We start from the raw sequence: 23,715 nt of genomic DNA, 5'->3' as shown, positions 1-23,715 counted from the left end.
TGTTTAGGCAAGCAAGGTGAGCATAAGCGCCTTTTGCGCGTGTAAGCGATTCTCGGCTTGATCGAACACGACCGATTGCGGGCCATCGATGACGTCGGTCGTCACTTCTTCGCCGCGATGAGCCGGGAGGCAGTGCAGGAAAATCGCATCTGACTTCGCTTGCTGCATGAGCGAAGCATCGACTTGGAACGCCGCGAACTGCGTCAACCGTTCCGTCGCTTCCGCTTCTTGCCCCATACTCGCGAACACGTCTGTGTAGACGACGTCAGCTCCCTTAGCCGCAGCGACCGGGTCTTGCCACAAGGTGACGCTGCCTCCTGTCGTTGCCGCGAGTTCATTCGCCCGTTCGAAAATGTCGGTCTCAACCGTATACGCTTCTGGCGAGGCGATGCGGATGTGCATCCCACTGAGCGCGCCGCCGATCATGAGCGAATGGGCCATGTTGTTCCCGTCGCCGATGTACGTCAACGTCTTCCCTATTCTCGTGCCGAACACTTCTTCGACCGTCAACAAGTCGGCGAGCACTTGGCACGGGTGATGGGAATCGGTCAATCCGTTGATGATTGGAATCGAGCCTGCCGAAGCGAGCGTCTCGACCGTCTCATGGGCGTATGTCCGGATCATGAGCGCGTCGACATAGCGGCTCATGACTTGAATCGTGTCCGTCAGCGGTTCCCCGCGTCCGATCTGTAAATCACTGCTGCTCAAGAACAACGGGTAACCGCCGAGTTCGACGACCCCGACCTCGAACGACATTCGGGTCCGGGTCGATGCCTTCTCGAACAAGAGCGCCACTTTCTTGCCGGCGAGTGCAGATTGGAACGCTTCCGGCTTTCGTTTCACCTCGGCCGCGAGTCCGAGCAAGTCGTCGAGGGTGGACGGGGTCAGTTCCTCGAGTGTCAGTAGATGGTTGATTGTTTGCGTCGTCATAATGGTAGTCCCTCTCCTGTCTGCATCGTTTGAAGTGAACGGACTCGTTTGGGTTCCGCTTGCATCGCTTGTTGATAGTAATCGGCTAGATGGATCTCTGAGATGACGTGGACGCCGTTCCGTACCGCCGCCTCACGTGCCGTTTGTTCTTCTGGTACGTTCGAGAAGAGGACCGACACGTTCTGGAACTCGGTCGTCTCATCGAGCGCTTGATCACTATATGCCGACCAGCCTTGTCCGGCTACAATCTCAGTCCGATTCATGACGCGCGTCGTTGTCGCATCATAACAGAACCGTTCGGACACGTACGGGGTCATACTGAATTGAAGCGTTTCTCCGGTCGAGCGCATGACGGGTCCAGTGAGCGGGTCGACGCCCGGTAATTTCAAACTCGAGAACACTGGCGTCTTGATGGCATAGCCACTCCATACCGGACGTACGTCTGGGACGATGGTTGCCAACTCCTGGCCGACCGCAGCGAGCGTCGCCCATTCGATGAGCGGTTCGCCCGTCACTTTGCTGACGATCGGGACGGTCCGAGATGCACGAGGATTGATTTCGAGCACATAAATGATGTCACCTTTCAAGACGAATTGGATGTTGAGCGCCCCCTTATAGGCGAGCGCTTGACCAATCGTTTGAACGATGGCTTCAATCTTCGTTTGTTGCGCGAATGACGTTTTTACTGGCGGCAGAATCATCGTCGAATCGCCCGAATGGACACCGGCTGCCTCAATCTGTTCGAGCAAGGCCGGGACGTAGACGGTCTTCCCGTCTGTCACACAATCGACTTCAAGCTCGCGTCCTTCGACATACGCATCGACGAGGAGCGGATAAGTCAATTGCGGCTCAATTTGGTGTAAATCTGCCGCGGTCCGGATGATATACATCCCTTTTCCACCGATGACGTAGGAAGGACGGACGACACACGGATAGCCGAGACGATGGATCGCGGACGTCAAATCGTCAACTGATCCGACCTCTTCGCCAGGGATGTGGGCCACCCCGATTTCGTCGAGGAATTGATAGAACCGATCCCGGTCCTCCATTTGATCGATGACGTCTGCCGTCGCCCCGAGCAAGTGATAGCCTTTGGCTTCTAGTGCATGGGCGAGTGAGATGCCGGTCTGGCCGCCGAACTGGATCAAGACGTCCTGACAGCCTTCTGCCTCCAACACATGCACGACATCTTCAATCGTCAACGGTTCGACGTACAATTTGTCGGCGACCGTGAAATCGGTCGACACCGTCTCCGGGTTGTTATTGATCATAATCGTCTCGACCCCGAGCTTTTGAAGCGCCCAGACGGCGTGCACCGAACTGTAATCGAACTCAATGCCTTGCCCGATCCGAATCGGACCAGACCCGATAATGGCGACTTTCTGTCGCTCGCTCGGTACGACTTCAGACGTCCCGTGCCACGAGCCGTAAAAGTACGGCGTTCTGCTCTCGAACTCGGCGGCACACGTATCAATCATCTGATAGACCGGCGTGATGTCGTGTTCGATCCGTATCGCTGCGACCGCGTCGGCCGTGACGTTCATCTGCTGTGCAATCTGGGCGTCTGTGAAACCGAACCGTTTCGCTTGTAGCAAGTTCCCTTTCGTCGACAGGTCCATCTTGATTGTCGTCACGAGACGTTCGAACATCGTCATGAAGTGCGGGGCGATGCCGGTCATTGCTTCAAGTTGTGACGCCGTGGCGATTCCCCGGTCGAGTAGCGCGAGGCACGCCAGAAGACGACGATCGGTCGGTGCCGAAATTTCAGCGTATAACGCGGCGGCATCAGCTGTCGCCATCCAACTCGGATAGAGCGGATACTGCTCGACGCCGGCACCACGCCACGCTTTCTGAAGCGCTTCTTCGAGCGTTTTGCCCATCGCCATGCTCTCCCCGGTCGCTTTCATCTGCGGCCCGAGCGTCCGGTCCGTCCCATTGAACAAGTCGAACGGGAACGTCGGTACTTTCGCCGTCACATAATCGAGGGCCGGTTCGAAGCTCGCCATTGTCCCGTTCGTGACGGGATTGATGCAATCGTCGAGCCGTTCCCCGAGGGCGAGACGAGTGGCAATCTTCGCAATCGGATAACCGGTCGCTTTCGAGGCGAGCGCGGAGCTACGTGAGACACGCGGGTTCACTTCAATCACGTAATAAGCGTCTTCCGTCGGATGGACAGCGAACTGGATGTTACACCCGCCGACGACACCGAGTGCCGAGACGATTCGGAACGAAGCACTCCGTAACGTCTGATGCATCGCATCCGATAACGTTTGGGCCGGGGCGAACACGACCGAATCACCCGTATGGACGCCGACCGGGTCGATGTTTTCCATATTGCAGACGATGATGCACGTCCCGTTGGCGTCACGCATGACCTCATATTCGAACTCTTTATAGCCGGCGATGCTCTGCTCGATTAAACATTGCGAGATCGGACTCGCTTCGAGACCACGCTTCGCGAGCGTATACGCCGCGTCCACCGTCTCCGCAATTCCACCGCCGGTACCGCCGAGCGTGAACGCTGGACGAACGATGAGCGGCACACCAGTCTCGGAAATGAAGTGATCCAGGGCGTCGATCGATTCAATCGTCGTGCTGATCGGGAGTGGTTCCCCGAGTTCGTTCATCTTCTGCTTGAACCGTTCGCGGTCTTCCCCGTCACGGATCGTCTCAAGCGACGTACCGAGAAGGTTGATGCCGTATTGACCGAGCACGCCGGCCTCGTCCAAAGCAAGCGCCAAGTTGAGGGCGGTCTGCCCGCCGACCGTGGCGAGCAAGTGGGTCGGGCGTTCTGTCTGGATAATCCATTCGGCCTTCTCAAGCGTCATCGCTTCGATGTACGTGTGATCGGCTATACCCGGATCGGTCATAATCGTGGCCGGGTTCGAGTTGAAGAGTACGACCTCACAGCCCGCTTCCCGGAGTGCTTGGCACGCCTGTGTGCCCGAATAATCAAACTCGGCCGCTTGTCCGATGATGATTGGACCGGAGCCGATGACGAGTACTTTTTTATGCATAGACGTTCACCCCTTGCTGAATCATTTCGTCGAAGCGGTCAAAGATGGCTTGTGCTTCCTTCGGTCCCGGACTGGCCTCCGGATGGAACTGGGCCGTCAGAATCGGGACTGTGCGGTGCAACGTCCCTTCGACCGATAAATCGTTCACGTTCTCAAACAATAGTTCGAGCGGCGTCGCTTCCAAACTGTCTCGTGTGACGACGTACCCGTGGTTTTGGGACGTCATCCACACTTCCCCCGTCTGGACGTTTCGGACCGGATGATTGGACCCACGGTGGCCGTACGTCTGTTTTTCAATCTCACACCCGAACGCGAGCGCGAGCAATTGATGGCCCATACAAATGCCGAGTGTCGGATACGCCAGTGCCACTTCGCGCACATTGTCGAGGTAGTCGACCAAATCACGCGGGTCGCCCGGACCGTTCGACACGAGAATGCCAGTCGGCGCGAGCTCATGGACTTGGGCGGCCGTCGTATCGAACGGTACGACGGTCACTGTGTAACCGCGTTCGACCATCGCCTGAACCATCGACGTCTTCACGCCGAAATCAAGGCAGACGATGTGTCCGTTCGTCCCGTCTCCGTGACGCACATACTCTGGGGTCGAAACCGTCTCTGTGATTTGATGAAGATCTCCATCAAACGATGCATCCAGATCGGATGTCATCATCCCCCATTGATCGCCGTGTTCACGGAGGGCATGGACGAGCGAGCGCGTGTCGACGTCAGACAGTACCGGCACACCGGACTGCTCCAGCCAATCCTTCAAGTCAGTTGCCGCCCCGTTTCCAGCTAACGTCTGAACAAGCACGCCCGCCACTTGAATGTCCGCACTTTCGGATGCCCCCTCGGTCAATCCATATTGCCCGATGAGCGGATATGTGAACGCGACGATTTGCCCGGCGTACGACGGATCGGTCAACACTTCCTGGTAACCGGTCATTCCTGTAAAGAACACGACTTCACCTTTCGCGAAGCGTGCACTCGTCTCCCACGTCCCATCGAACTGTTGACCACTTTGTAACGTCACCGTCCCCGTCATGACACCATCTCCTTTATCATCACATGTCCAATCATCGCGAGCGCCTCATCCACTTCCTCTTCCGCGAGCAGTAAAGACGGCAAGAAGCGAATCACGTCCGGACCTGCCGCAACGACCAAGAGGCCAGTCTCCCGTAACTGTTCGATCCACGACGCGACCGGTTTCGTCGCGACGAGCCCAAGCATCAATCCGAGCCCTCGGACTTCGATGAACGTCTCTCCGTCGACAAATTGTTCCAAACCCGCTCGTAATCGCGCGCCCATCGCATGGACGTGGGCGAGTGCATCCGCCTCGAACAAGATGTCGAGCGTCGCTTCAGCCGCGGCCATCGCGAGCGGATTGCCGCCGAACGTCGAACCGTGACTGCCAGCCGTGAAAACCTGTTCAGCTCCAGGAGCTGTCAAAATCGCTCCGACAGGGAAGCCGCTGCCGAGCCCTTTCGCGAGCGTGACGACGTCCGGTTGGAGCGGTGTCTGTTCGAACGCGAAGCGGGTACCTGTGCGGGCAATCCCGGTCTGCACCTCATCAACGACGATTTTGACCCCATGCTCGGTCGCTTTCGCTTGAAGCGCTTCGAGCCATGCTGTGTCAGCGACGACGACCCCGCCCTCGCCTTGGACGATTTCGAGCCAGACCGCAGCCGTCTCATCATCGATCATGTCGAGTGCGTCCATGTCGTTGAACGGTGCGTGTACAAAATCAGACACCATCGGGCCGAATCCGGCTTTGACCTTGTCTTGGCCCGTCGCCCCGAGCATGGCGAACGAGCGACCGTGGAACGATTTCGTGAACGTCACGATTTTCGTCTTGTTCGTCCATTTCCGAATTAATTTGAACGCCCCTTCGTTCGCCTCGGTCCCGCTGTTACAGAAGAACGCATGCGTCAAGTGCGTCCCCGACACGAGTTTTTCGGCGACACGCGCCTGCCCGCTGATGTTGTATAAATTCGACGTGTGCCACACTTTTTGCAGCTGCGTCTCGAGCGCTTGGCTCACGTGCGGATGACGATGGCCCGTCCCGCAGACGGCGATGCCCATGACGAAGTCGAGGTACCTTTTCCCTGCGGTGTCGGTCACGTAAGAGCCGCTCGCCTGTTCGATTTCAATAACTCGTTGTCCGTATGTCGGTAGTAGTGAATGCATGGTGCACCTCCTGTAATGTTGTCCCGGGATGAGCCGGGTCCTTGCCGTCACGGATGACGGCGGCATCGATTCCTCCTGTCAAAGCAGCCAATAGCGCTTCGGTCTTCGGGATCATCCCCCCATAAATATCCCCTGTGGCGATGGCCGTCTGGATGTCTTCACGCGTGAGCGTTCGACGGAACGTCCCGTCAATCTGAATGCCTGGGACGTCAGTGATCATTTCGAAGCAGTCGGCTTGAAGCGCGACGGCGACGGCGATTGCACAATCGTCCCCGTTACAGTTCAACGTGCTTTCTGTACTGTGTAGTAACGACGTCACGACGGGCACGTAGCGCCCCGCGAGCAATAACTCGAACAAATCGGTTTCGATGCGTTCGACTTCGCCGACCGCTCCGAGTGCCGCGAGTTGTCGTCCCGTCATCGTCTGTCCGTCCACACCCGAGAGACCGACCGCTTGAATGTGATGACGACCGAGGGCTGCGACGATTTCTGTCTGCATCTCGCCCGCGAGCACGCGCTCGGCCCCGGTCAACACGTCGGCGGTCGTGACACGACGACCGTTTTGAAACACAGGTTCGATTTGTTGATGCGCGCAATAGGCCGATAAGGCGGGGCCACCCCCATGAACGAGCACGAGTTCATGTCCCGCCTCGAGCCACGCCTCCCACTCTTTGAAATAGCTTGGGTGGAGCGTGTCCCAAACGCTCCCTCCGAGTTTGACGACCTTCCGTTGCTTCATGTCCGGTAACTCGCATTGATTTTGACGTAGTCGTACGTCAAATCGCATCCATACGCCTGTCCTTGTCCGATCCCGTCTTGTAACCGGATCTGAATCGGCACGATGTCTTGCCCCATCTCTTCTGTCGCGAGCGTCTCATCGAACCAGACCGGCGCACTTTCCATGAGAACGTGCTGTGACCCGATCCGGATATCGACGTGATTCACATCGATTGGCTGCTCGGTGGCACCGATGGCGGCGATGATACGTCCCCAGTTCGCATCTTGTCCGTAGACTGCCGTCTTCACGAGTGAAGACCCGACTACTTGTTTTGCGATCATCCGAGCCGCCTCATCTGTCTTCGCCCCGATGACCTCGACTTCAATCAGTTTCGTCGCCCCTTCCCCGTCACGGGCAATCGCTTTGGCGAGATCTGTGCATACGTCCGTCAACGCTTGAAGGAAACGGTCATAGGCGAGTGTCCCTTCGATGATCTCGTCCATCTCGGTCAGCCCGCTCGCCAAGGCGAGCACCATATCGTTCGTTGAGCTGTCCCCGTCGACGGTGATGCTGTTGAACGAGGCGTCCACGCTCTGCTTCAACGCTCGTTGTAACACAGCTGGCGCGATGACGGCATCCGTCGTGATGAAGCCGAGCATCGTCGCCATGTTCGGATGAATCATGCCCGAGCCTTTGGCGACGCCTGCGATCGTCACGACAGCTTCTCCTTCGGCGTACTTGACCCCTGTACATTTTGTCCCTGTATCGGTCGTTAAAATCGCTTCCGCGAATGCCTCTGCTCCCGATTCATGATGGATTGGTTCGAGCAGGTCAATCCCATTCAATAACGTCTCCATCGGCAACAATTGACCGATGACACCCGTCGAGGCGATGACCACCTCTTCCGGCTTCACCCCGATATGCTCGGCCGCTTTGTCGCGCATCGTATAGGCATCATCAAGACCTTGAGGCCCGGTGCAGGCATTGGCGTTCCCACTATTGATTAAGACGGCGCGTATTTTCCCGCTCGACGCGTGTAGCGTCTCTTTCGTTACTTGGATCGGGGCTGCTTGAAATTGATTCGTCGTATACACGGCGGCGGCACTTGCTGCTTGCTCACAGACGAGCAGGGCTAAATCCTTACGCTTCCGCTTTAGTCCGGCGTGAACCCCGCACGCTTGAAACCCTTTCGGTGTGACGACGTGGACGACAGGGCTAATCGTTGTTTCAATCATCCGTTTGACCTCCTTATATATATTGGGGCTGTCCCTGCAACCCGGCTGTCTCGTTTAAACCAAAGCGAACGTTGGCGTTTTGAATCGCTTGTCCGGCCGCACCTTTTTGCATGTTGTCGATCACCGAGATGATAGTTAATCGATTCGTTCGTTGGTCGGCATACACCCAAAGGTCGCAATAGTTCGACCCGACGGCCGTTCGAATCTCTGGTTCACCTTGTTGTACGCGAATAAACGGTTCGTCGGCGTACGCCTGTCGCAACACGTTCACCCAATCTGCTTCACTTTGTTCGATTGTCGGCACGACACTCATCGTGGCCATGATACCTCGATTGATGGGCAACAGATGAGTCGATAGCGACACGGTCACTTGCTTTCCGCTCACTGCTTGGAGCGTCTGTTCAATCTCCGGGATGTGTTGATGCGTATGAATTTTATAAAGTTGCACGTTTTCGTTGGAACGGGCATGGTGTGTTTTAGTGCTGAGCCCTTTCCCAGCGCCGGTGATGCCAGAGCAGGCCGAGACGATGATGTGATTGGGATCAATCCAGTCACCATTCACGAACGGGAGCAAACCGAGCGCGACCGCCGTCGCGTAGCATCCAGGATTGGCAATCCAATCGGCCGACTTTACAGCGTCTCGACTCCATTCCGTCAATCCGTATACCGCCTGCGCTTGCAGTGACGCCGGTACGGCCGGTTTGCCGTACCACGTCTCGTAGCTCGATGCCGGCAAGCGTAGGTCACCGCTCAAATCGATGACGACCCCTTCATATTCCGTCAACTGCACCACATATTGCGCCGACACTCCGCTCGGCGTCGCCAAAAACAGGATGTCTATGTCATCTAGCGCGTCCACCCGGAACGGTTCGAGCGTCAAGTGATCGATCTCTAACCACGGATACAATTCGGCAAGCGTCAATCCGGCGCTCGAATCGCTCATCGCCCGGACGAGTGTGAACTCGGGATGTTTCCCGATGAGCTTCAATAACTCCATCCCGGCGTATCCCGTGACACCGACGATTCCACAAGTAATCATCTGTCGAACCTCCTTAAAAGAATAAACCGATTAAAACATACGTATATTTATACTGTCAATTGTATTTTTATACAATTTATTCAGAGCGGTACCGATGACCTCATGAAAAAACGGCCCGGTGCAAGTGCACCGGACCGTGATGGATGATTAAATTTGATTTTTGTGACGAGCGTCTTGGAGCGCGTCGACCAAGTCTTTCACATCTTCGACGAGATTTTGAATCGTGTCTTGGTTCTCTTCGTAGAGTGCCTTCAAATCCATGACACGATCTTTCAAACTCGCTTTCGAAGAGGCTTGAAGGCCGACCGAATGAGCTTGTGTAGACGTATCGTGTGACTTGAGTCGTGATTTCATATGCTTGAGCTGGCTGACTTGTTGCTCGCGCGTCTCCTTGTGGAGAAGCGATGCCCCGGCTCCGATGATGGCACCTGCGGCCAAACCCATCCAGAAGTAGTTCTTGTTCATAAAAAATCCTCCCCTAACGTGACGTTATGTTTATTATAGGTCATCCGCTTCATCGACGACATAGTGTTTTATGATTGGACCGGCTCCTTTTTGTTCGACGGCTTCTTTCAGCCATTCTTGGAACAAGACATACTCGGTCGAATCACGGAAACGATTTCCGCCCTCGGTGAATTGAATGAAGATAATCCCATGGTTGTCTTCGGGATCGACACCGAGCCGATAGGCGGCAAAACCGCTATGGCCAAACCCAAGACGTGATTTGTCTTTCAACAAGCGATGGAACAAGAGCGACCGGGCGTTCGAATCGACCGGAACGTTCGCATAGACAATATTCCCTTTCGAGGCGAATTGTCCTTCCGCTTCTTCGATTTGAAACGTCTTCCCGCTTTGGAACGGAGATTTGTCTCCTTCTGCAAGCAAAATCGTCTCGGTCCCGTTCGCGATGATGACGCCAGGTTGTTGGCGCAATCGTTCAGCGACAGTCCCTGAGGCGAACGTCATGAACAGTTTAGACAAACCCCTCACAACCTTTCGCGAGCATGATGTCTTTCTCCGTGATCCCGCCTTCGTCGTGCGTCGACACGGTCAACGTGACGTTCCGATACTCAATCAAGATATTCGGATGATGATTGAGCGTCTCCGCCAAATCGGCGACGAGATGGACAAATTGAATCGCCTCCGGAAACGTCTCGAGTCGATACGTCTTTTGTAATTCTCCTTCGACAACTTCCCAGCCATTCAGACGAGATAGTTGCTCTGACAGTTCGGTTGATGACAGCAGCATGTGCTGATTCCCCTTTCGCAAACAGTTCTTCTTACACCTAGTACCCGACCCCGATCAAAAATAATCTTTTTCGCATCACGTAAAATGATTTAGAATAAGAAGGATAGCCAACTATTCTTTACATGAGAGAGGAGAGCTCCCCATGCGTGCATTGATCGTTATCGATTACACGTTTGATTTTATCGCAGATACGGGTCGTTTGACTTGTGGAAAACCAGGGCAAGACATAGAAGAACGAATCGTCCAGTTGATTGAGGAGTTCGCAGACGAGGATTATGTCGTCATCGCGAACGACGTCCACGACGCTGGCGACACATATCATCCTGAGACGACACTCTTCCCGCCACACAACATTCGCGGGACCGATGGCCGTGAGTTATACGGTGCCGTCAAAACTGTGTCAAGCCGTGCCGATCACTGGATCGACAAGACACGGTACAGTGCTTTCGCCGGAACGGACCTCGACTTGCGCTTGCGCGAACGGGCCATCACGGAGATTCATCTCGTCGGTGTGTGCACAGACATTTGCGTGCTCCACACCGCTGTCGACGCGTACAACTTAGGCTATACAATCGTCGTCCACGCCGATGCCGTCCAAAGCTTCAACCCAGTCGGACACGCTTGGGCGCTCGAACATTTTGTCACGACCCTCGGAGCAACTGTGACCGGGAAGTGACGTAAAACAGAAAGGAACGATTATGTTACATCGCAACCTAGCACTTCACACAGACTTATACCTCCCACGCTGGATGTATATTTATTGGAAACAAGGACGTCACAACGAAAAAGTCGTGTTCGACCTGTATTATCGCTCGAACCCGTTCAGCGGAGGGTACGTCGTCTTCGCCGGCCTCCAAAACATCGTGCATTATTTAGAGAACGTCTCGTTCACGGAAGAGGATATCCGCTACTTGAAACAGCAACTCGACTTCGAGGACGAGTTCGCGGACGTACTCCGCAACTTCAAGTTCACGGGCTCACTCTATAGTGTCCGCGAAGGAGAAGTCATCTTCCCGAACGAACAAGTCGTCCGCATCGAGTCGACGATTTTTGAGGCGAAGCTGTTCCAGACGGCGCTCTTGAACATCGCCAACCACGAGTCACTCATCGCGACGAAATACGCGCGCATCCGTCAAGCCGCGCCGAATGAGACGCTGCTCGAAGGTGGGGCCCGCCGCGCCCAAGGCGTCGATGCCGCTTACTACGGAACACGGGCCGCCTATATCGCTGGTTTTGATGTGACGAGCTTAGTGTCGGCCGGACGTGATTTTGATATTCCGACCGGCGGTACGATGGAGCACGCCGACATCCAGTTCCACGACGACGAACTCGAGGCGTTCCGCTCGTTCGCCGCGATGTACCCGGACAACACGAGCCTGTTGATCGATACGTATGATACGCTCAAATCGGGTCTTCCGAACGCGATCACGGTCGCCAAAGAACTCGAGGCGAAAGGCTATCGCTTGAAGTCGGTCCGCCTCGATTCGGGCGACTTGGCCTACTTATCGAAACGAGCCCGAAAAGCTTTGAACGCGGCCGGACTCGACTACGTCAAAATCGTCGTCTCGGGCGACCTCGATGAGTACGTCATTCAAGACTTGCGGATGCAAGGGGCTGAAGCCGACACGTTCCTCGTCGGGACGCGTGGCATCACGGCCTACGAGCAACCCGCGCTCGGCATGGTGTACAAGCTCGTCGCCCGCGAAGGCGCCGACGGAAAACTGAAGCCGGTCATCAAAGTGTCGTCTTCGAAAGTGAAGACGACGACACCGCACAAGAAAGAATTGTATCGCATCATCGATAACGAGACCGGGAAGTTCAAAGGGGATTATATCGCCCTAGCTGACGAACCGGTCGAGACGTATAACGAGATCGACTTGATTGACGTGCGCGACCCGGCGTTCCGCATCAAGACACGTAACTTTAGCGTCAAACGTTTGCTCGTGCCAGTTTTCCAAGATGGCGAACGCGTCTATGACTTACCGAACGCGAAAGACATTCGCGCGTATCATCACGAGCAAATGAATGGTCTGTGGGAAGAGTACAAACGCCTCCGCTTGCCGGAAGTGTACTCGGTCACATTCAGTAAACCGCTCTGGGACTTGAAACTAGAAATGATTCGTCAAACACGAATTCCGAAATGAAAACAAGAGGCTACGGATTTTTTCCGTAGCCTCTTGTTTTATGCCGTCGTCATCTCGTTCGCATGGATTTTATCTTCTTTTCTCCGAAAGTAAAGGGCGATTGAAAGAGAGATCAAAATCAGTATGAAGTACACGGTCCGCTGCCAAAACGTTGCTTCCGTATCCCCTTGGAACAACGCGATGATATAGTCACTCCCGCTCACGAAGAACAATCCCGCGAGCAAGAGGAAGATTCGATATCCGGCCCGACTCCGCTCCTGCTTTACTTTGAAGAAAAGGACACCATAATAACCGATTGCTAGAATCGCGATATACCCGATTATGCCAACAACCCAACTCATCTTGATGCCTCCTTGTCCTCTATTTTTTTACGTCGCTTCCCCGCTATCGTAACACAATCTTCGAATCAGACTGTGTTAAGATGAGTTAAAGAAAATGTGGAAGGGATCGATACGATGAAAACGTTCCGCCTAGTCCAAGTTCGCCTCGTCCAAGACGAGTATGGCAACGAGTTGAACCTCCCCGTCGAACTGCTCGATGGGTTGATCATCTCAAAAGAGCACGACAACGAATGGCTCCTCGAGATGCTCGTCCCGACTGAATTTGCCGTCACGCTTCATCATTACTTGAATAAACGAATCCTGCTCCTCGCCGAGGCCGTTATCACGTCTCCATCGAACCGCCCGGCCGCCCTTGCGCTGACGTTCACGAGCGAACGGTCGCTCAGCGATCATCACACGTTCGTCGCCGAAGGGCTCATGCTGATGCCGAAACAAGACACCACGAAGCAAGTGCTCGACTCGTTGATTTCCGAAGGTGTGGCCAACGCCGAACTCAAACCGTCCTTCTTCGAAAAACAAATGGAGCAACAACAATCATTCAGCCGCTCCGCCTTCACCCAGCTCGTCAAGACAGGATCGTTCGAATAAATCGAACGGTCTTGTTTTTCTTTCCCCCTTTTTTAAAATATCTCAACCCAAAAAGGCGAAGAAATTTCTCCGCCTCAAATGTAGATGAAAAACAAGATGACCATCATCGTCATTCCGACGACTTTAAGCACCGTGCTGCCGAGGAAGGCGAGTACGGTACCGACACCGATACTCCACGCCTCACGCGTCGACTTACCGAGCGTGAGCTCTGCTAAAAACGCGAAGATGAACGGGAAGATGAGCACTCCGACGAGCGGGAAGATGAACGGACCGGCAATCAATCCGATCGTCGCTCCCCACTTCGCCCGTTCGGAACCGCCGCGTTTATCGACCGTTGCCCGGGTGACGATATAGTCGACCACGAACAGGAAGATCAAGAATAAAATTTGCCAGACCCAAAACGTCCATGTGAGCGGTTCGAATGAGAATCCAAAGCCGTAAATCATGTAACCGATGAATAAGAACAAGACGCTCGGGATGACCGGATAGATCAAACCCGCAAACGCCACAACAAATGATGCGATGATGAAAATCCAGAGCAATGTCGTCATGAGCTTCTCCTCACTTTGCGACGATCACATTCGTAATATGGTCGGCGACATTGACCGCCTTGACCACGAACTGACCGTCTTGATGTGCGATATAGTTCGAGCAGGCGTTACGCATGGCATGGCGGAACGTGTACGTGTCGTCAATCGCCGACAGGGCGGCTTTAATCGCATGTGAATGACAGACGACGATGACACGCTTTCCGGCATGAGCCGTGACGATGTCTTCCATGCCGCTCAAAACACGGGCCCGCATCTCGTCTTCAGACTCGAGACCTGGGACGCGGCTTTGATCATCGGCTTGGACAGCCTCATAGATGCCAGGCACCGGTTTACCCGACGCCGCCCCGAATTCACGTTCGATGAAGCGTTCGTCTTGAATGATGGCGTCTGAGTCGATGCCACACGCCTCTGCGATGTAGCGAGCCGTATCCATCGCTCGTGAAAGCGGGCTCGCGACGATGACGTCCCACGCTTCTTGACTTAAAAAGGCCGCACTCTCTTCGGCCTGTCGATGTCCGAGTGCGTTGAGCGGGATATCTTCCCGTCCTTGAATGATTTCTTGAAAGTTCCAATCGGTCTGACCATGTCGGACCAAGCAAAGTTCTGTCACGCGAGTCACTCCTTTTTGATTCCTAAATCCTTCCCCATCGTACCATCTTTGAAAAAAAGCGCAACGTCACATCATGGCGTCATCGATGAAACGATCGATCCGGGTCATCAGTTGCGTTTCTTTGATCGGGTTATCAGATTGGAGGAAACTCGCTAACGAATGCGTGCCGTTCGGAAAAGAGATCAACTGTACGTTCGCACCGACCTCGCTCGCATGCTCCACGAAATGAAGAGCTTGTCCGAACGGGACGATCGGATCTTTTTTGCCGTGCAACAGGAGAATCGGCGGTGCATCATCGTACAGATGTGTGACCGGGGAGCACTTCACCATCAGCTCACGCCACGCCTCCCGGCTCCCTTCATAAAATTTCAAATGAGCGAGCCATGTCTGGATGAACTTGAACAATAAGAAATTCGTCGGTGGATAGAGGGCGATGACACCTTTCACCTTCGGTACGTCGTCGCCGAGTTCGCCCGTGAACTGTTTGCTTCGGTCGAGCGCCGTCGCGAGAACGAGGGCAGCACCTGCCGAGTCGCCCCAGACAATCAACTTGTCGATGTCGAGAAGGAGCAGACTATCGTGTTGCTTGAGATAGCATAGCGCGTCCGAGACGTCGATGATGTTGTCTGGAAAATACACGCCGTCCTCGAACAGACGATAGTCGATACTGATGACAGCGAAACCCTTGGCGAGAAAATGGTCGAGCAATGGATGGAACAACGTCACCATGCCCCGACTCCCTCGAACGAACGCACCCCCATGCGCGTACATCGCGACCGGGAACGGTCCTTCACCGGGCGGGTAGTACACATCAAATTGGAGCGGACGATCGTCGACAATCTTGTACGTGTGGGTCCGACGTTTCCGGGTCGAGGGACGCACCGGTAACTCGGGCTCTTGCCACCGCACGAGCGATCCATACTGGCTCCACACGCTGGCCCCGGCTGCCGTCGCCGCCGCGAGCGCCGCACCACCGACGAACCAGGCAGTCTCCTTTCTCATATACATCCACTCCTCGTTCTTTTTTTAATCTTATTCCCTTTTTCTCGAAAAACCATCCATCTGAAGTCGGACTTGACGTGTAACGATTCGCCCCCTATAATATAAAACGCAGTCTCAGAACGTAACGGTTACGATTTAAAGGTTTTATATAGAGAGGACAGGTGGAAGAGTTCATGAATAAGAAATTATGGAGTGTCGCCGCTGCCGGCACACTCTTATTAGGTGGATGTGCAAGTAATGAAGAAGGCGGTGCGACGGAGGAGACGAGCGACCAGTTGACCGTCTATGCGTCAACGTTCGCCTTGAAATCGTTCGCCGAGGAAATCGGGGGCGACCGCGTCCGTGTCGAGATGGTCATCCCACCCGGTGCCGACCCACACACGTATGAACCGACCTCGAAACAGATGACCGACATCGCCGAGGCCGATTTGTTCTTAACAGTCGGCCACGACCTCGAGCCATACGTCGAATCGATGGAGAAGAGCTTGGCCAATGAGAACGTCATGTTCGTAAAGACGGCTGAAGATATCTCACTTTTATCGGCTGAGGACACAGTTCACGTCCATGGCAACGATGAGCATGGGCATGAAGAAGACGAACACGGTCATGAAGAAGACGAGCACGGTCATGAAGAAGATGAGCATGCCGAGGAAGAAGCCGGTCATAGTGAAGATGACGGCCATAACCACGGTCAGTATGACCCGCACGTCTGGCTCGATCCAATGAATGCTGTCTCGATGGCCGAAGCGGTCGAAGCGGCCTTCAGTGAACAGGCCCCTGACTATAAAGACGAGTTCGCGGATCGCTTGAGCGCCTTTAAAGAAGAAGCCGACACGCTCGACGCCGAGCTCAAAGCGGCAGTCGACGCTGGCTCGAAGTCAGAGCTGCTCGTAACGCATGCGGCCTACGGTTACTTGGCAGAGCGCTACGGATTTGACCAACTCCCAATTACAGGTCTCACACCTGCAGAAGAACCGTCCCAACAGGCATTGAAACGCGTCATTGAAGAGGCACAACTTCATGATTTGAAATACATCGCCTTCGAAGACACGGTGACACCGAAAGTCGCCCAAGTCGTTCAAAACGAAATCGGCGCGGAGACGGTGACAATCTACAACTTGGAATCGGTCACGAAAGAGCAGATGGAGAAGAGTTACTTCGACCTCATGCGCGAGAACGTCAAAGCGCTTGAGACGGCATTGAAATAAGACAAAAAACTCGGCGCTGCGGCGTCGAGTTTTTTTGTCTAAATGGTATGACTAGCGTTTGGCGTTGTCCTGTAGAAGTCGTTCCGCGACCAGGACGTAGACTAGAGAGACCAAAACGCCGACGGTACCTGGTAGAACGGCCACGATTGGGTCGGCCAAATACGAGTCTGGGATTAGATAGATGAGTAAGGACTTCACACCATAAAGTGCCAGTAGAGCCGTAAGGAGAATGATGATTCTAGTTTTTTTCTTCACATTCCCAAAAAACTGACGTTCAGTTTGATCTGCTTGATCTGTATTCGTTATGCCTAACCAAGATAACATTCAACGAACCCCCATAACATAATAAATGCTTTAGAAGAATATCATTTAAATAACTTATCCCACCCCTCGACGCTACGACGCCGGGGGCTTTACATGTCAGGTTGCCGATTGATTTGTCTCAATCGAATCCAGATGACACTTGTGACAAAAAGAACGACTGTCATCATACTCGCTTGTAGCAACTTCTCTCCCAGTACTTCATGTGAATCGAGATTATAAGTGACTAGCAAGCTTCCTAAAAAGAAAATGATTGCCCTGGCACCGATGGGCAACAAAGAACGGGTGGGCCGACGGTCATATAAAAACATTGCGCTCGTCATCACAGCCAATAAAAGATTTAGGAACAGCAAAATACCCCAAAGGATCGAGACAGGGTGTTCGGAAGACGTCCCCGCTCCAAGGACATAGCCCCAGCTTACGATATAAAGCAAAAGCGATATCATATTCATCCTTGCGACGCGTTTTCGGCCGATTCGATACGCAAACGCTGGGCTAACCATCATATAAAATAAAGCTAAATTAACAAAGAAATTACCCACTCAGCTTCACCACCATTTTTTCAATATTATACCATTTAGGCGATGTCATTCATAATAAATCAATACGAGTTCGTCTCGTTTAATCGCTTCTTCGCAGAATCGTTTCAACAGCGTCCATTTAAGCCATACGTCATCGATTCCGTCATGGTCGACGAACGCCATATCCGCGACATCCTCTTTGGTGAACGCGTTCATCGCGTCTTTGACGATATGAAGCAGTTGCGGTGTCAAGATGCCGACGACGACCGCCTGCTTTTCGTTGACGATCAACTCTTCCCCGATGACGGCCATCTCTAAATTATACGTGTCGTCCCCATCGATATACACCTCGATTTGACCGAGAATTTTTTGGAAGCGTTCAATGTTTGGGAGCGTCAACGTTTCATACGTGTCACGTTGTTGAGCGTGCACATGCAACAGCCAATCTAAAATCATTTCCGGATCTTGCCCGAACGAGACCCATACTTCTGGGGAAATGCGTATATAATGTGTCGTCTCCATAATTGAACGCCCCCCTTTTCTTCAGTTTACCCATCTTTTAGGCGCAAAAAAACCGCCTACGTGTTTTCGTAGACGGTTTGGCGTTTATGAACGAATCGTGCCTGTCTTGACTTCTTCCTCTTCTGTCGTTTCCCAAGCCTCGATGTACTCGCGGCCTGGCAAATCGTCAATCGAATCGGCATAGAATACCGGATCGTCACCTTGGCGGCGTTGTTCCAAGTAATCGTCGAGGACGAGACGAGCGACTTTCGTGAGACGGAAGATTGCATACAAGTTGACGAGTGCCATGAGACCCATGAACACGTCCGCAATCGACCAGACGAGACCGGCCGAACGGACGGCTCCGAAGAGAACCATGCCGACGACACCGATGCGGTAGAGCGTGACGTAAATCTTTTTATCCGAGATGAACTGGATGTTCGTCTCGCCGTAGTAGTAGTTTCCAAGAATCGAGCTGAACGCGAACAAGAAAATCGCAATCGTGAGGAACGATGTCGCCATCGGACCAATTTCAGCCGTGAGCGCCGCCTGTGTCAATTCAACACCCGCGAACGACTCCGACCCGGCTACACCTGACAGTAAGATGATCATCGCTGTCGACGTACAGACGAGAAGCGTATCGACGAAGACGCTGAACGATTGAATCAAGCCTTGCTTGACCGGGTGTGACACTTCAGCAGTCGCTGCCGCGTTCGGGGCTGAACCCATCCCGGCTTCGTTCGAGAAGAGGCCGCGACGAATTCCTTGGAGCACCATCGCTCCGATCGCACCACCGAACAATTGTTGAAGACCGAATACACCTTCTGAGAAAATCAAGCCGAATACTTCCGGCAACAGTGAAGCGTTCGAGATCATGACCCAGCCGGCAAGTAAGATATAGCCACCCGCCATGACCGGGACGATGATACTCGAGAGCACGGCGATCGATTGAATCCCACCGAAGATGACGATCGCTGTGATCACGGCCAAGACGAGACCGACTGTCGTCGTGCTCACACCGAACTGGTTGCTCATCGAGAGCGAGATTGTGTTCGATTGTACCGAGTTGAACGCGAATCCGAACGAGAACGTGATGAGAATTGCGAATAAGATCCCGAGCCAACGCTGACCGAGGGCACGTTCCATGTAGTACGCGGGACCTCCACGCCATGTGCGTCCGTCCCGAATCTTGTAGACTTGCGCGAGCGTGCTTTCCACGAACGCTGAAGCCGATCCGATGAGGGCGATGAGCCACATCCAAAAGACGGCTCCTGGACCTCCGAGCGCGATGGCTGTCGCGACACCGGCGATGTTCCCCGTTCCGACGCGGGCTGCTGTCCCGATGGCGAACGCCTGGAATGACGAGACTTGGCCTTTTTCACGTTTCATGCCGTCTTTGAACAAGAGGCGGAACATTTCAGGCAACATCCGGAACTGGACGAACCCCATGCGAACGGTGAAGTACAAACCTAAGGCGACAAGGACAACGATTAGCACTGACGACCAAAGCAAGTCGTTGGCTGATGAAACGAGATTTTCTACGAATTTCTCCATCTTTAAATCCTCCATGTATATATGAGTTATAAGAAAAAGTTATGTCAACTTTCTTTACATGAGTAGAATTATAGGAAAAACGTTCAAAAAATGCAATCTTTTTCGACAATTTTCCCCATCGATAGTAAGCATAAAAAAGCGACCGGTCTATGGACCGATCGCTTAGATTCCAACATTTGATTAGATAAACAGGTTCAAGTTACCGCCTTCGGCTGCCCCGAGGTATGCTGCCACACCACCGAGGTCGATGCCGTCGATTAGCTCTTCTTCTTTAATCCCCATGACATCCATCGACATCGTACAAGCGACCATTTTGACGCCTGCCTCCTGAGCCGATTTGATCATTTGGTCAAGTGATGGCACGTTTTTATCACTCATCACTTTCTTCATCATCTTCTGACCAACACCACCAAAGTTCATGTTCGAGAGCGGAAGTTCACCCGCATGTGATGGCATCATCATGCCGAACATCTTCTCGAGGCCTTGCTTCTTCACTTCTGGCGCGTCTGGTTTACGGATGACGTTGAGTCCCCAGAACGTGAAGAACATCGTTACGTCTTTGCCCATCGCGGCCGCACCTTGGGCGATGATGAACGAAGCGAGTGCGCGGTCGAGGTCCCCACTGAAGACGACCATCGATGCGCCGTCTGTTGCCGGTGCGCCTGCTTGCACAGCCGCAGGACCATTGCCTTTTTGAAGGACCGCTTCGACGCGACCGTTGACAAACTGTTTCGAGACGAGCTTGTTGCCCGTTTTCTTCGCCCATGCTTCGATGTCTGCGAAGAAACCTGGATCGCTCGCGAGGACGCGGAGCGTCTCACCTTCGCCGAGCTCGGCTACTTTTTTATTGACTTCTAAAATTGGTCCCGGGCATTGCAGACCGCACGTATCTAGGAAAATCGGTTCCCCGACTGGTTCATTCGTCATTGCTGGTGGTGCCTCCTCCGTTACTGTTGCGGCAGTCTCATTTGCCGCCGACGCGTCTGCCTCGATGGCATCGAAATCGCGTTTTACTTGTGACCACGTCTTGTAGCCACCGCTCAAGTTTTTCACCTTGAAGCCGTTTTGACGCAAGATACGGGATGCGAGGTATCCGCGGAGCCCGACTTGGCACGTCACGTAAATCGTTTCGTCTTTGCTGTAGTTGTCCAAGTGATCGCGTAGCGAGTTGAGCGGAACGTTGATTGAACCAGGAATCTTGCCAAGTTCATGTTCTGACTCATCACGGACGTCGAGCAATGTCGCGCCGTTTTGGACCAACTCGTCGATTTCGTTCCAGTGCACGACTTCGTTATCGCCGAGGACGACGTTCGACGCGACGTAACCGATCATGTTGACTGGATCTTTCGCTGAGCTGAACGGTGGTGCGTAGCTGAGTTCAAGGTCTGGAAGGTCAAGGACCGTCAAGCCACCTTTCATCGCTGTCGCAATCACATCGATCCGTTTATCGACGCCGTTCATCCCCACGCCTTGCGCGCCGTAGATTTCACCGGTCGTCGGATGGAACAAGAGTTTGAGTGATACTGGTGTCGATCCTGGATAATAACCCGCATGTGAACCCGGGTGCACGTGAACGGCTTCGAATTCTTTACCAGCTGCTGTTAAACGTTTCTCGTTCCAACCTGTTGAAGCAACGGTCATATCGAATACTTTGGCGATCCCAGTCCCCATCGTTCCGTTGTATTTAACGTCACGACCGTTGATGATGTCGGCGACAAGACGACCTTGGCGGTTGGCCGGCCATGCGAGTGGGACGACCGTCGGCTCTTTAAAGATATAATCGAGTACTTCGACAGCGTCCCCGATGGCGTAGATGTTCGGATCTGACGTGAGCATCTTCTCGTTGACGCGGATGGCGCCGCGGATGCCTGTTTCAAGTCCCGCTTCCGTTGCGATTGACGATTCTGGTACGACGCCGATGGACAAGACGACCATATCGGTCTCGATGACGCGGCCACTCTTCAAGTGGACACGTTTCCCTTTCTCAGAGAACGAATCGACACCGTCAGAGAGCTGAAGGTCGACGCCATGGAGACGCATGTGTTCGTGAACCGGTGAGACCATCTCACGGTCGAGCGGTGTCATGACTTGATCGGCCATCTCGACGAGCGTGACGTCGACACCACGTTCCCGTAAGTTTTCAGCCATCTCGATCCCGATGAAGCCACCACCGATGACTGTCGCGTGTTTCGGTGCTTGGTCGTCGACGTAGCTACGAATTTTATCCGTATCCGGAATGTTGCGGAGCGTGAAGATGTCTTCCGCCTCTTCAATCCCAGGAATGTTCGGACGAATCGGTTTCGCTCCTGGCGACAAGACGAGTACGTCGTATGACTCATCGTATGTCTCACCTGTCTTGACGTTTTTCACCGATACCGTCTTCTCGGCACGATTGATTTTCGTCACTTCTGTCAAGTTACGGATATCAAGTTGGAAACGTTTGTTCATCCCTTCAACGGTTTGAACGAGCAATTTTTGACGATCTTGAATCACGTCACCGATGTAATATGGGAGACCACAGTTGGCGAACGAAATATACTCGCCCCGGTCGAACATGACGATATGATTCTCTTCATTTAAGCGACGAAGACGGGCGGCTGCCGAAGCGCCACCGGCCACCCCACCGACGATTACGATTTTTTTACTCATTGCTCATTTCCTCCTTTGATGACTTCACCAGGCCAGCTCATCAAGCCATCTTCTATATTGACCACTTTATAACCTTTCGCTTCCATTTGCCAAGTTGCCTGCGTGCTGCGAGCACCTGAACGGCAGAGAACGATGTATTCTGCTTCAGGATCGAGCGTCTCGATCCATTCCGACATTTCCGATAGCGGATAATTTGTCGCGCCAGCAATGTGCGCTTCTTGGAACTCGTCACGTTCACGAACGTCGACGATGTTCACCGGTACTTCAAAGTCCATTTGACGTTTTAAAGCAGATGCTTTCATGTTCGTTTACCCATCCTTTTCATCTATGATGCTTCACTTGTTTCATAGTCAGTTTGGCAGCGGGCGTCCGATGAATCTTTGTGATTCGTTGAACATATCGCTTCCACGTCATTAATATACCCCCTATGGTATTTGATTGCAAGGGATTTGTTTGTCGAATCGGTAAACTTTTAAAAATCTTCACTTCAAACGTTGTGGCTCGACACATACTCCCCCACGTATTAAGATGAGACTACACATAAAATAGTTGGGTTACTGAACGATTTGAATATAGAGGTGAATCTAATGGAACAGTATCAATACGATGCAAAAGTGTTGAACCGGATGAAACGGGTCGAAGGTCAAATCCGGGCCATCATCCGGATGATGGAAGAAGGAAAAGAATGCCGCGACGTCGTGACGCAGTTGAGCGCGGCTCGATCGGCGCTCGACCGGGCCTCGACGATTATCGTCGCCAAGAACTTGGAGCAGTGTATCATTACCGCCCAACAAGATGGCGAAGATACGTCAGAAACCGTTGAAGAAGCCATCAAAATGTTGATGAAACGCTAGTTCCCCTTGCTTTCCCTCCGCAAATGGGCGAAAGTTAGAGTAACGACTTTTAAGGGGGACTTGTTTGTGAACTTCGAAGAAAAAGTAGAATCATTTAAAGCGCTCGTCGCTGAACGCAATATGACGTTCAAAGAGAGCGAGACCGAAACACACGTCACATTCTTGACACGTGAAACGACTAAATCCGGGGCTCAGCCCGTTATGATTATCGCCTTCAATAAAAAGACGACAGATGCGGAATTGTATGCCGCGACGGTCACTCACGTGCCGGATTACGTCGAAGACCTACCAATTCTGAACGCCTTGAACGAGTTCAACCAAGAGTTCAAATACTTCCGTTGCGTACTCGACAGCGACCGTGATGTCACGCTCGCCTCGACGCTCGACCTCGACCTCGGTTTCTCACCAGAGATCATCTTGCAACATTCATTCATGATGTTCCAAGCGGCCGACGAAGTGAACGAGTACATGCAGAAGTTGTATACGCAAGTCCAATAAC

At 53.3% G+C, this 23,715-nt stretch carries 25 protein-coding genes; 6 read left to right on the top strand and 19 right to left on the bottom strand.

Translation table 11 applies throughout. The features are described 5' to 3' along the window. Nucleotides 1-3 precede the first annotated feature (3 nt). From argF to EVJ33_RS04420, 10 genes are all read right to left on the bottom strand, one after another. Nucleotides 4-930 carry an ornithine carbamoyltransferase gene (argF, locus tag EVJ33_RS04465; protein WP_131434809.1) on the bottom strand — a complete coding sequence of 309 codons (927 nt, stop codon included), beginning with the start codon at nt 928-930 and terminating at the stop codon, nt 4-6. Beyond that, nucleotides 927-3,947 carry a carbamoyl-phosphate synthase (glutamine-hydrolyzing) large subunit gene (gene carB / locus EVJ33_RS04460; RefSeq protein WP_131434807.1) on the bottom strand — a complete coding sequence of 1,007 codons (3,021 nt, stop codon included), beginning with the start codon at nt 3,945-3,947 and terminating at the stop codon, nt 927-929. The genes argF and carB overlap by 4 nt, the downstream gene beginning before the upstream one ends. Further along, nucleotides 3,940-4,989 (bottom strand): carbamoyl phosphate synthase small subunit, encoded by a 1,050-nt coding sequence (locus EVJ33_RS04455; RefSeq protein ID WP_131434805.1) that lies wholly within the window; start codon nt 4,987-4,989, stop codon nt 3,940-3,942. The genes carB and EVJ33_RS04455 overlap by 8 nt, the downstream gene beginning before the upstream one ends. Beyond that, nucleotides 4,986-6,131, bottom strand: coding sequence for an aspartate aminotransferase family protein (locus EVJ33_RS04450; RefSeq protein WP_131434803.1), 1,146 nt, complete (start codon nt 6,129-6,131; stop codon nt 4,986-4,988). The genes EVJ33_RS04455 and EVJ33_RS04450 overlap by 4 nt, the downstream gene beginning before the upstream one ends. Next, nucleotides 6,091-6,870, bottom strand: coding sequence for an acetylglutamate kinase (gene argB, locus EVJ33_RS04445; protein ID WP_131434801.1), 780 nt, complete (start codon nt 6,868-6,870; stop codon nt 6,091-6,093). Before argB ends, EVJ33_RS04450 begins: the two co-directional genes overlap by 41 nt. Further along, nucleotides 6,867-8,084 (bottom strand): bifunctional glutamate N-acetyltransferase/amino-acid acetyltransferase ArgJ, encoded by a 1,218-nt coding sequence (argJ, locus tag EVJ33_RS04440; RefSeq protein WP_131434799.1) that lies wholly within the window; start codon nt 8,082-8,084, stop codon nt 6,867-6,869. The genes argB and argJ overlap by 4 nt, the downstream gene beginning before the upstream one ends. 13 nt (nt 8,085-8,097) lie before the next feature. Then, nucleotides 8,098-9,123 (bottom strand): N-acetyl-gamma-glutamyl-phosphate reductase, encoded by a 1,026-nt coding sequence (gene argC, locus EVJ33_RS04435; protein ID WP_131434797.1) that lies wholly within the window; start codon nt 9,121-9,123, stop codon nt 8,098-8,100. A 147-nt stretch (nt 9,124-9,270) separates the two neighbouring features. Continuing rightward, complete coding sequence (locus EVJ33_RS04430) at nt 9,271-9,588, bottom strand: hypothetical protein (protein WP_131434795.1); 318 nt, start codon at nt 9,586-9,588, stop codon at nt 9,271-9,273. 33 nt (nt 9,589-9,621) lie between these two features. Beyond that, on the bottom strand, nt 9,622-10,104 hold the full coding sequence (locus EVJ33_RS04425) for a hypothetical protein (RefSeq protein WP_236634530.1): 483 nt from the start codon (nt 10,102-10,104) through the stop codon (nt 9,622-9,624). Next, the gene (locus tag EVJ33_RS04420) at nt 10,097-10,372 is read right to left on the bottom strand and encodes a 4a-hydroxytetrahydrobiopterin dehydratase (protein WP_131434794.1); all 276 of its coding nucleotides are present in this window, start codon (nt 10,370-10,372) and stop codon (nt 10,097-10,099) included. Before EVJ33_RS04420 ends, EVJ33_RS04425 begins: the two co-directional genes overlap by 8 nt. A 142-nt stretch (nt 10,373-10,514) precedes the next feature. On the opposite strand from EVJ33_RS04420, the gene EVJ33_RS04415 reads away from it, so the two are divergent. Continuing rightward, nucleotides 10,515-11,048: a cysteine hydrolase family protein gene (locus EVJ33_RS04415; RefSeq protein ID WP_131434792.1), complete on the top strand. Its 534-nt coding sequence runs from the start codon at nt 10,515-10,517 to the stop codon at nt 11,046-11,048. A gap of 22 nt (nt 11,049-11,070) precedes the next feature. Then, nucleotides 11,071-12,516, top strand: a complete 1,446-nt coding sequence (locus tag EVJ33_RS04410; protein WP_131434790.1) for a nicotinate phosphoribosyltransferase — start codon at nt 11,071-11,073, stop codon at nt 12,514-12,516. Between the two features lie 38 nt (nt 12,517-12,554). Here the strand turns inward: EVJ33_RS04410 and EVJ33_RS04405 are convergent, their stop codons facing one another. Beyond that, the gene (locus EVJ33_RS04405; RefSeq protein ID WP_021068165.1) at nt 12,555-12,857 is read right to left on the bottom strand and encodes a hypothetical protein; all 303 of its coding nucleotides are present in this window, start codon (nt 12,855-12,857) and stop codon (nt 12,555-12,557) included. A gap of 114 nt (nt 12,858-12,971) precedes the next feature. On the opposite strand from EVJ33_RS04405, the gene EVJ33_RS04400 reads away from it, so the two are divergent. Continuing rightward, nucleotides 12,972-13,445 (top strand): YwpF-like family protein, encoded by a 474-nt coding sequence (locus EVJ33_RS04400; protein ID WP_131434787.1) that lies wholly within the window; start codon nt 12,972-12,974, stop codon nt 13,443-13,445. Between the two features lie 74 nt (nt 13,446-13,519). Here EVJ33_RS04400 and EVJ33_RS04395 read toward each other — a convergent pair whose 3' ends face one another. The 3 genes from EVJ33_RS04395 to EVJ33_RS04385 form a co-directional block, all read right to left on the bottom strand. After that, the gene (locus EVJ33_RS04395) at nt 13,520-13,996 is read right to left on the bottom strand and encodes a DUF456 domain-containing protein (protein ID WP_131434785.1); all 477 of its coding nucleotides are present in this window, start codon (nt 13,994-13,996) and stop codon (nt 13,520-13,522) included. 10 nt (nt 13,997-14,006) lie between these two features. Further along, a complete protein-coding gene (locus EVJ33_RS04390) occupies nt 14,007-14,606 on the bottom strand; it encodes a histidine phosphatase family protein (RefSeq protein ID WP_131434783.1) in 600 nt (199 codons plus the stop codon). Nucleotides 14,607-14,672: 66 nt separating this feature from the next. Continuing rightward, nucleotides 14,673-15,608 (bottom strand): alpha/beta hydrolase, encoded by a 936-nt coding sequence (locus EVJ33_RS04385; RefSeq protein WP_131434781.1) that lies wholly within the window; start codon nt 15,606-15,608, stop codon nt 14,673-14,675. Nucleotides 15,609-15,781: 173 nt separating this feature from the next. Between EVJ33_RS04385 and EVJ33_RS04380 the strand changes: the two genes are divergently transcribed. Then, nucleotides 15,782-16,816 carry a metal ABC transporter solute-binding protein, Zn/Mn family gene (locus EVJ33_RS04380; RefSeq protein WP_131434779.1) on the top strand — a complete coding sequence of 345 codons (1,035 nt, stop codon included), beginning with the start codon at nt 15,782-15,784 and terminating at the stop codon, nt 16,814-16,816. Between the two features lie 413 nt (nt 16,817-17,229). On the opposite strand, the gene EVJ33_RS04375 is transcribed toward EVJ33_RS04380, so the two are convergent. The 5 genes from EVJ33_RS04375 to EVJ33_RS04355 form a co-directional block, all read right to left on the bottom strand. Next, nucleotides 17,230-17,679 (bottom strand): hypothetical protein, encoded by a 450-nt coding sequence (locus tag EVJ33_RS04375; protein ID WP_131434777.1) that lies wholly within the window; start codon nt 17,677-17,679, stop codon nt 17,230-17,232. A gap of 45 nt (nt 17,680-17,724) precedes the next feature. Further along, nucleotides 17,725-18,180, bottom strand: coding sequence for a DUF1877 family protein (locus EVJ33_RS04370; protein ID WP_131434775.1), 456 nt, complete (start codon nt 18,178-18,180; stop codon nt 17,725-17,727). 84 nt (nt 18,181-18,264) lie between these two features. Further along, nucleotides 18,265-19,713, bottom strand: coding sequence for an alanine/glycine:cation symporter family protein (locus tag EVJ33_RS04365; RefSeq protein ID WP_131434773.1), 1,449 nt, complete (start codon nt 19,711-19,713; stop codon nt 18,265-18,267). Between the two features lie 180 nt (nt 19,714-19,893). Then, nucleotides 19,894-22,362 carry a CoA-disulfide reductase gene (locus EVJ33_RS04360; protein ID WP_131434771.1) on the bottom strand — a complete coding sequence of 823 codons (2,469 nt, stop codon included), beginning with the start codon at nt 22,360-22,362 and terminating at the stop codon, nt 19,894-19,896. Further along, nucleotides 22,359-22,664 carry a rhodanese-like domain-containing protein gene (locus EVJ33_RS04355; RefSeq protein ID WP_131434769.1) on the bottom strand — a complete coding sequence of 102 codons (306 nt, stop codon included), beginning with the start codon at nt 22,662-22,664 and terminating at the stop codon, nt 22,359-22,361. Before EVJ33_RS04355 ends, EVJ33_RS04360 begins: the two co-directional genes overlap by 4 nt. 285 nt (nt 22,665-22,949) lie before the next feature. Here EVJ33_RS04355 and EVJ33_RS04350 point away from each other — a divergent pair, with 285 nt between their 5' ends. Beyond that, nucleotides 22,950-23,216: a metal-sensitive transcriptional regulator gene (locus tag EVJ33_RS04350; RefSeq protein ID WP_021068154.1), complete on the top strand. Its 267-nt coding sequence runs from the start codon at nt 22,950-22,952 to the stop codon at nt 23,214-23,216. A 66-nt stretch (nt 23,217-23,282) separates the two neighbouring features. Further along, on the top strand, nt 23,283-23,714 hold the full coding sequence (locus EVJ33_RS04345; protein WP_016509669.1) for a type III secretion system chaperone family protein: 432 nt from the start codon (nt 23,283-23,285) through the stop codon (nt 23,712-23,714). The last annotated feature ends 1 nt before the right edge of the window (nt 23,715 follow it).

The organism is Exiguobacterium sp. SL-10 (assembly GCF_004337025.1).
Lineage (GTDB): Bacteria > Bacillota > Bacilli > Exiguobacteriales > Exiguobacteriaceae > Exiguobacterium.
Note: the sequence above shows the minus strand (reverse complement) of the source record. Positions and strands in the feature narration are given on the sequence as shown.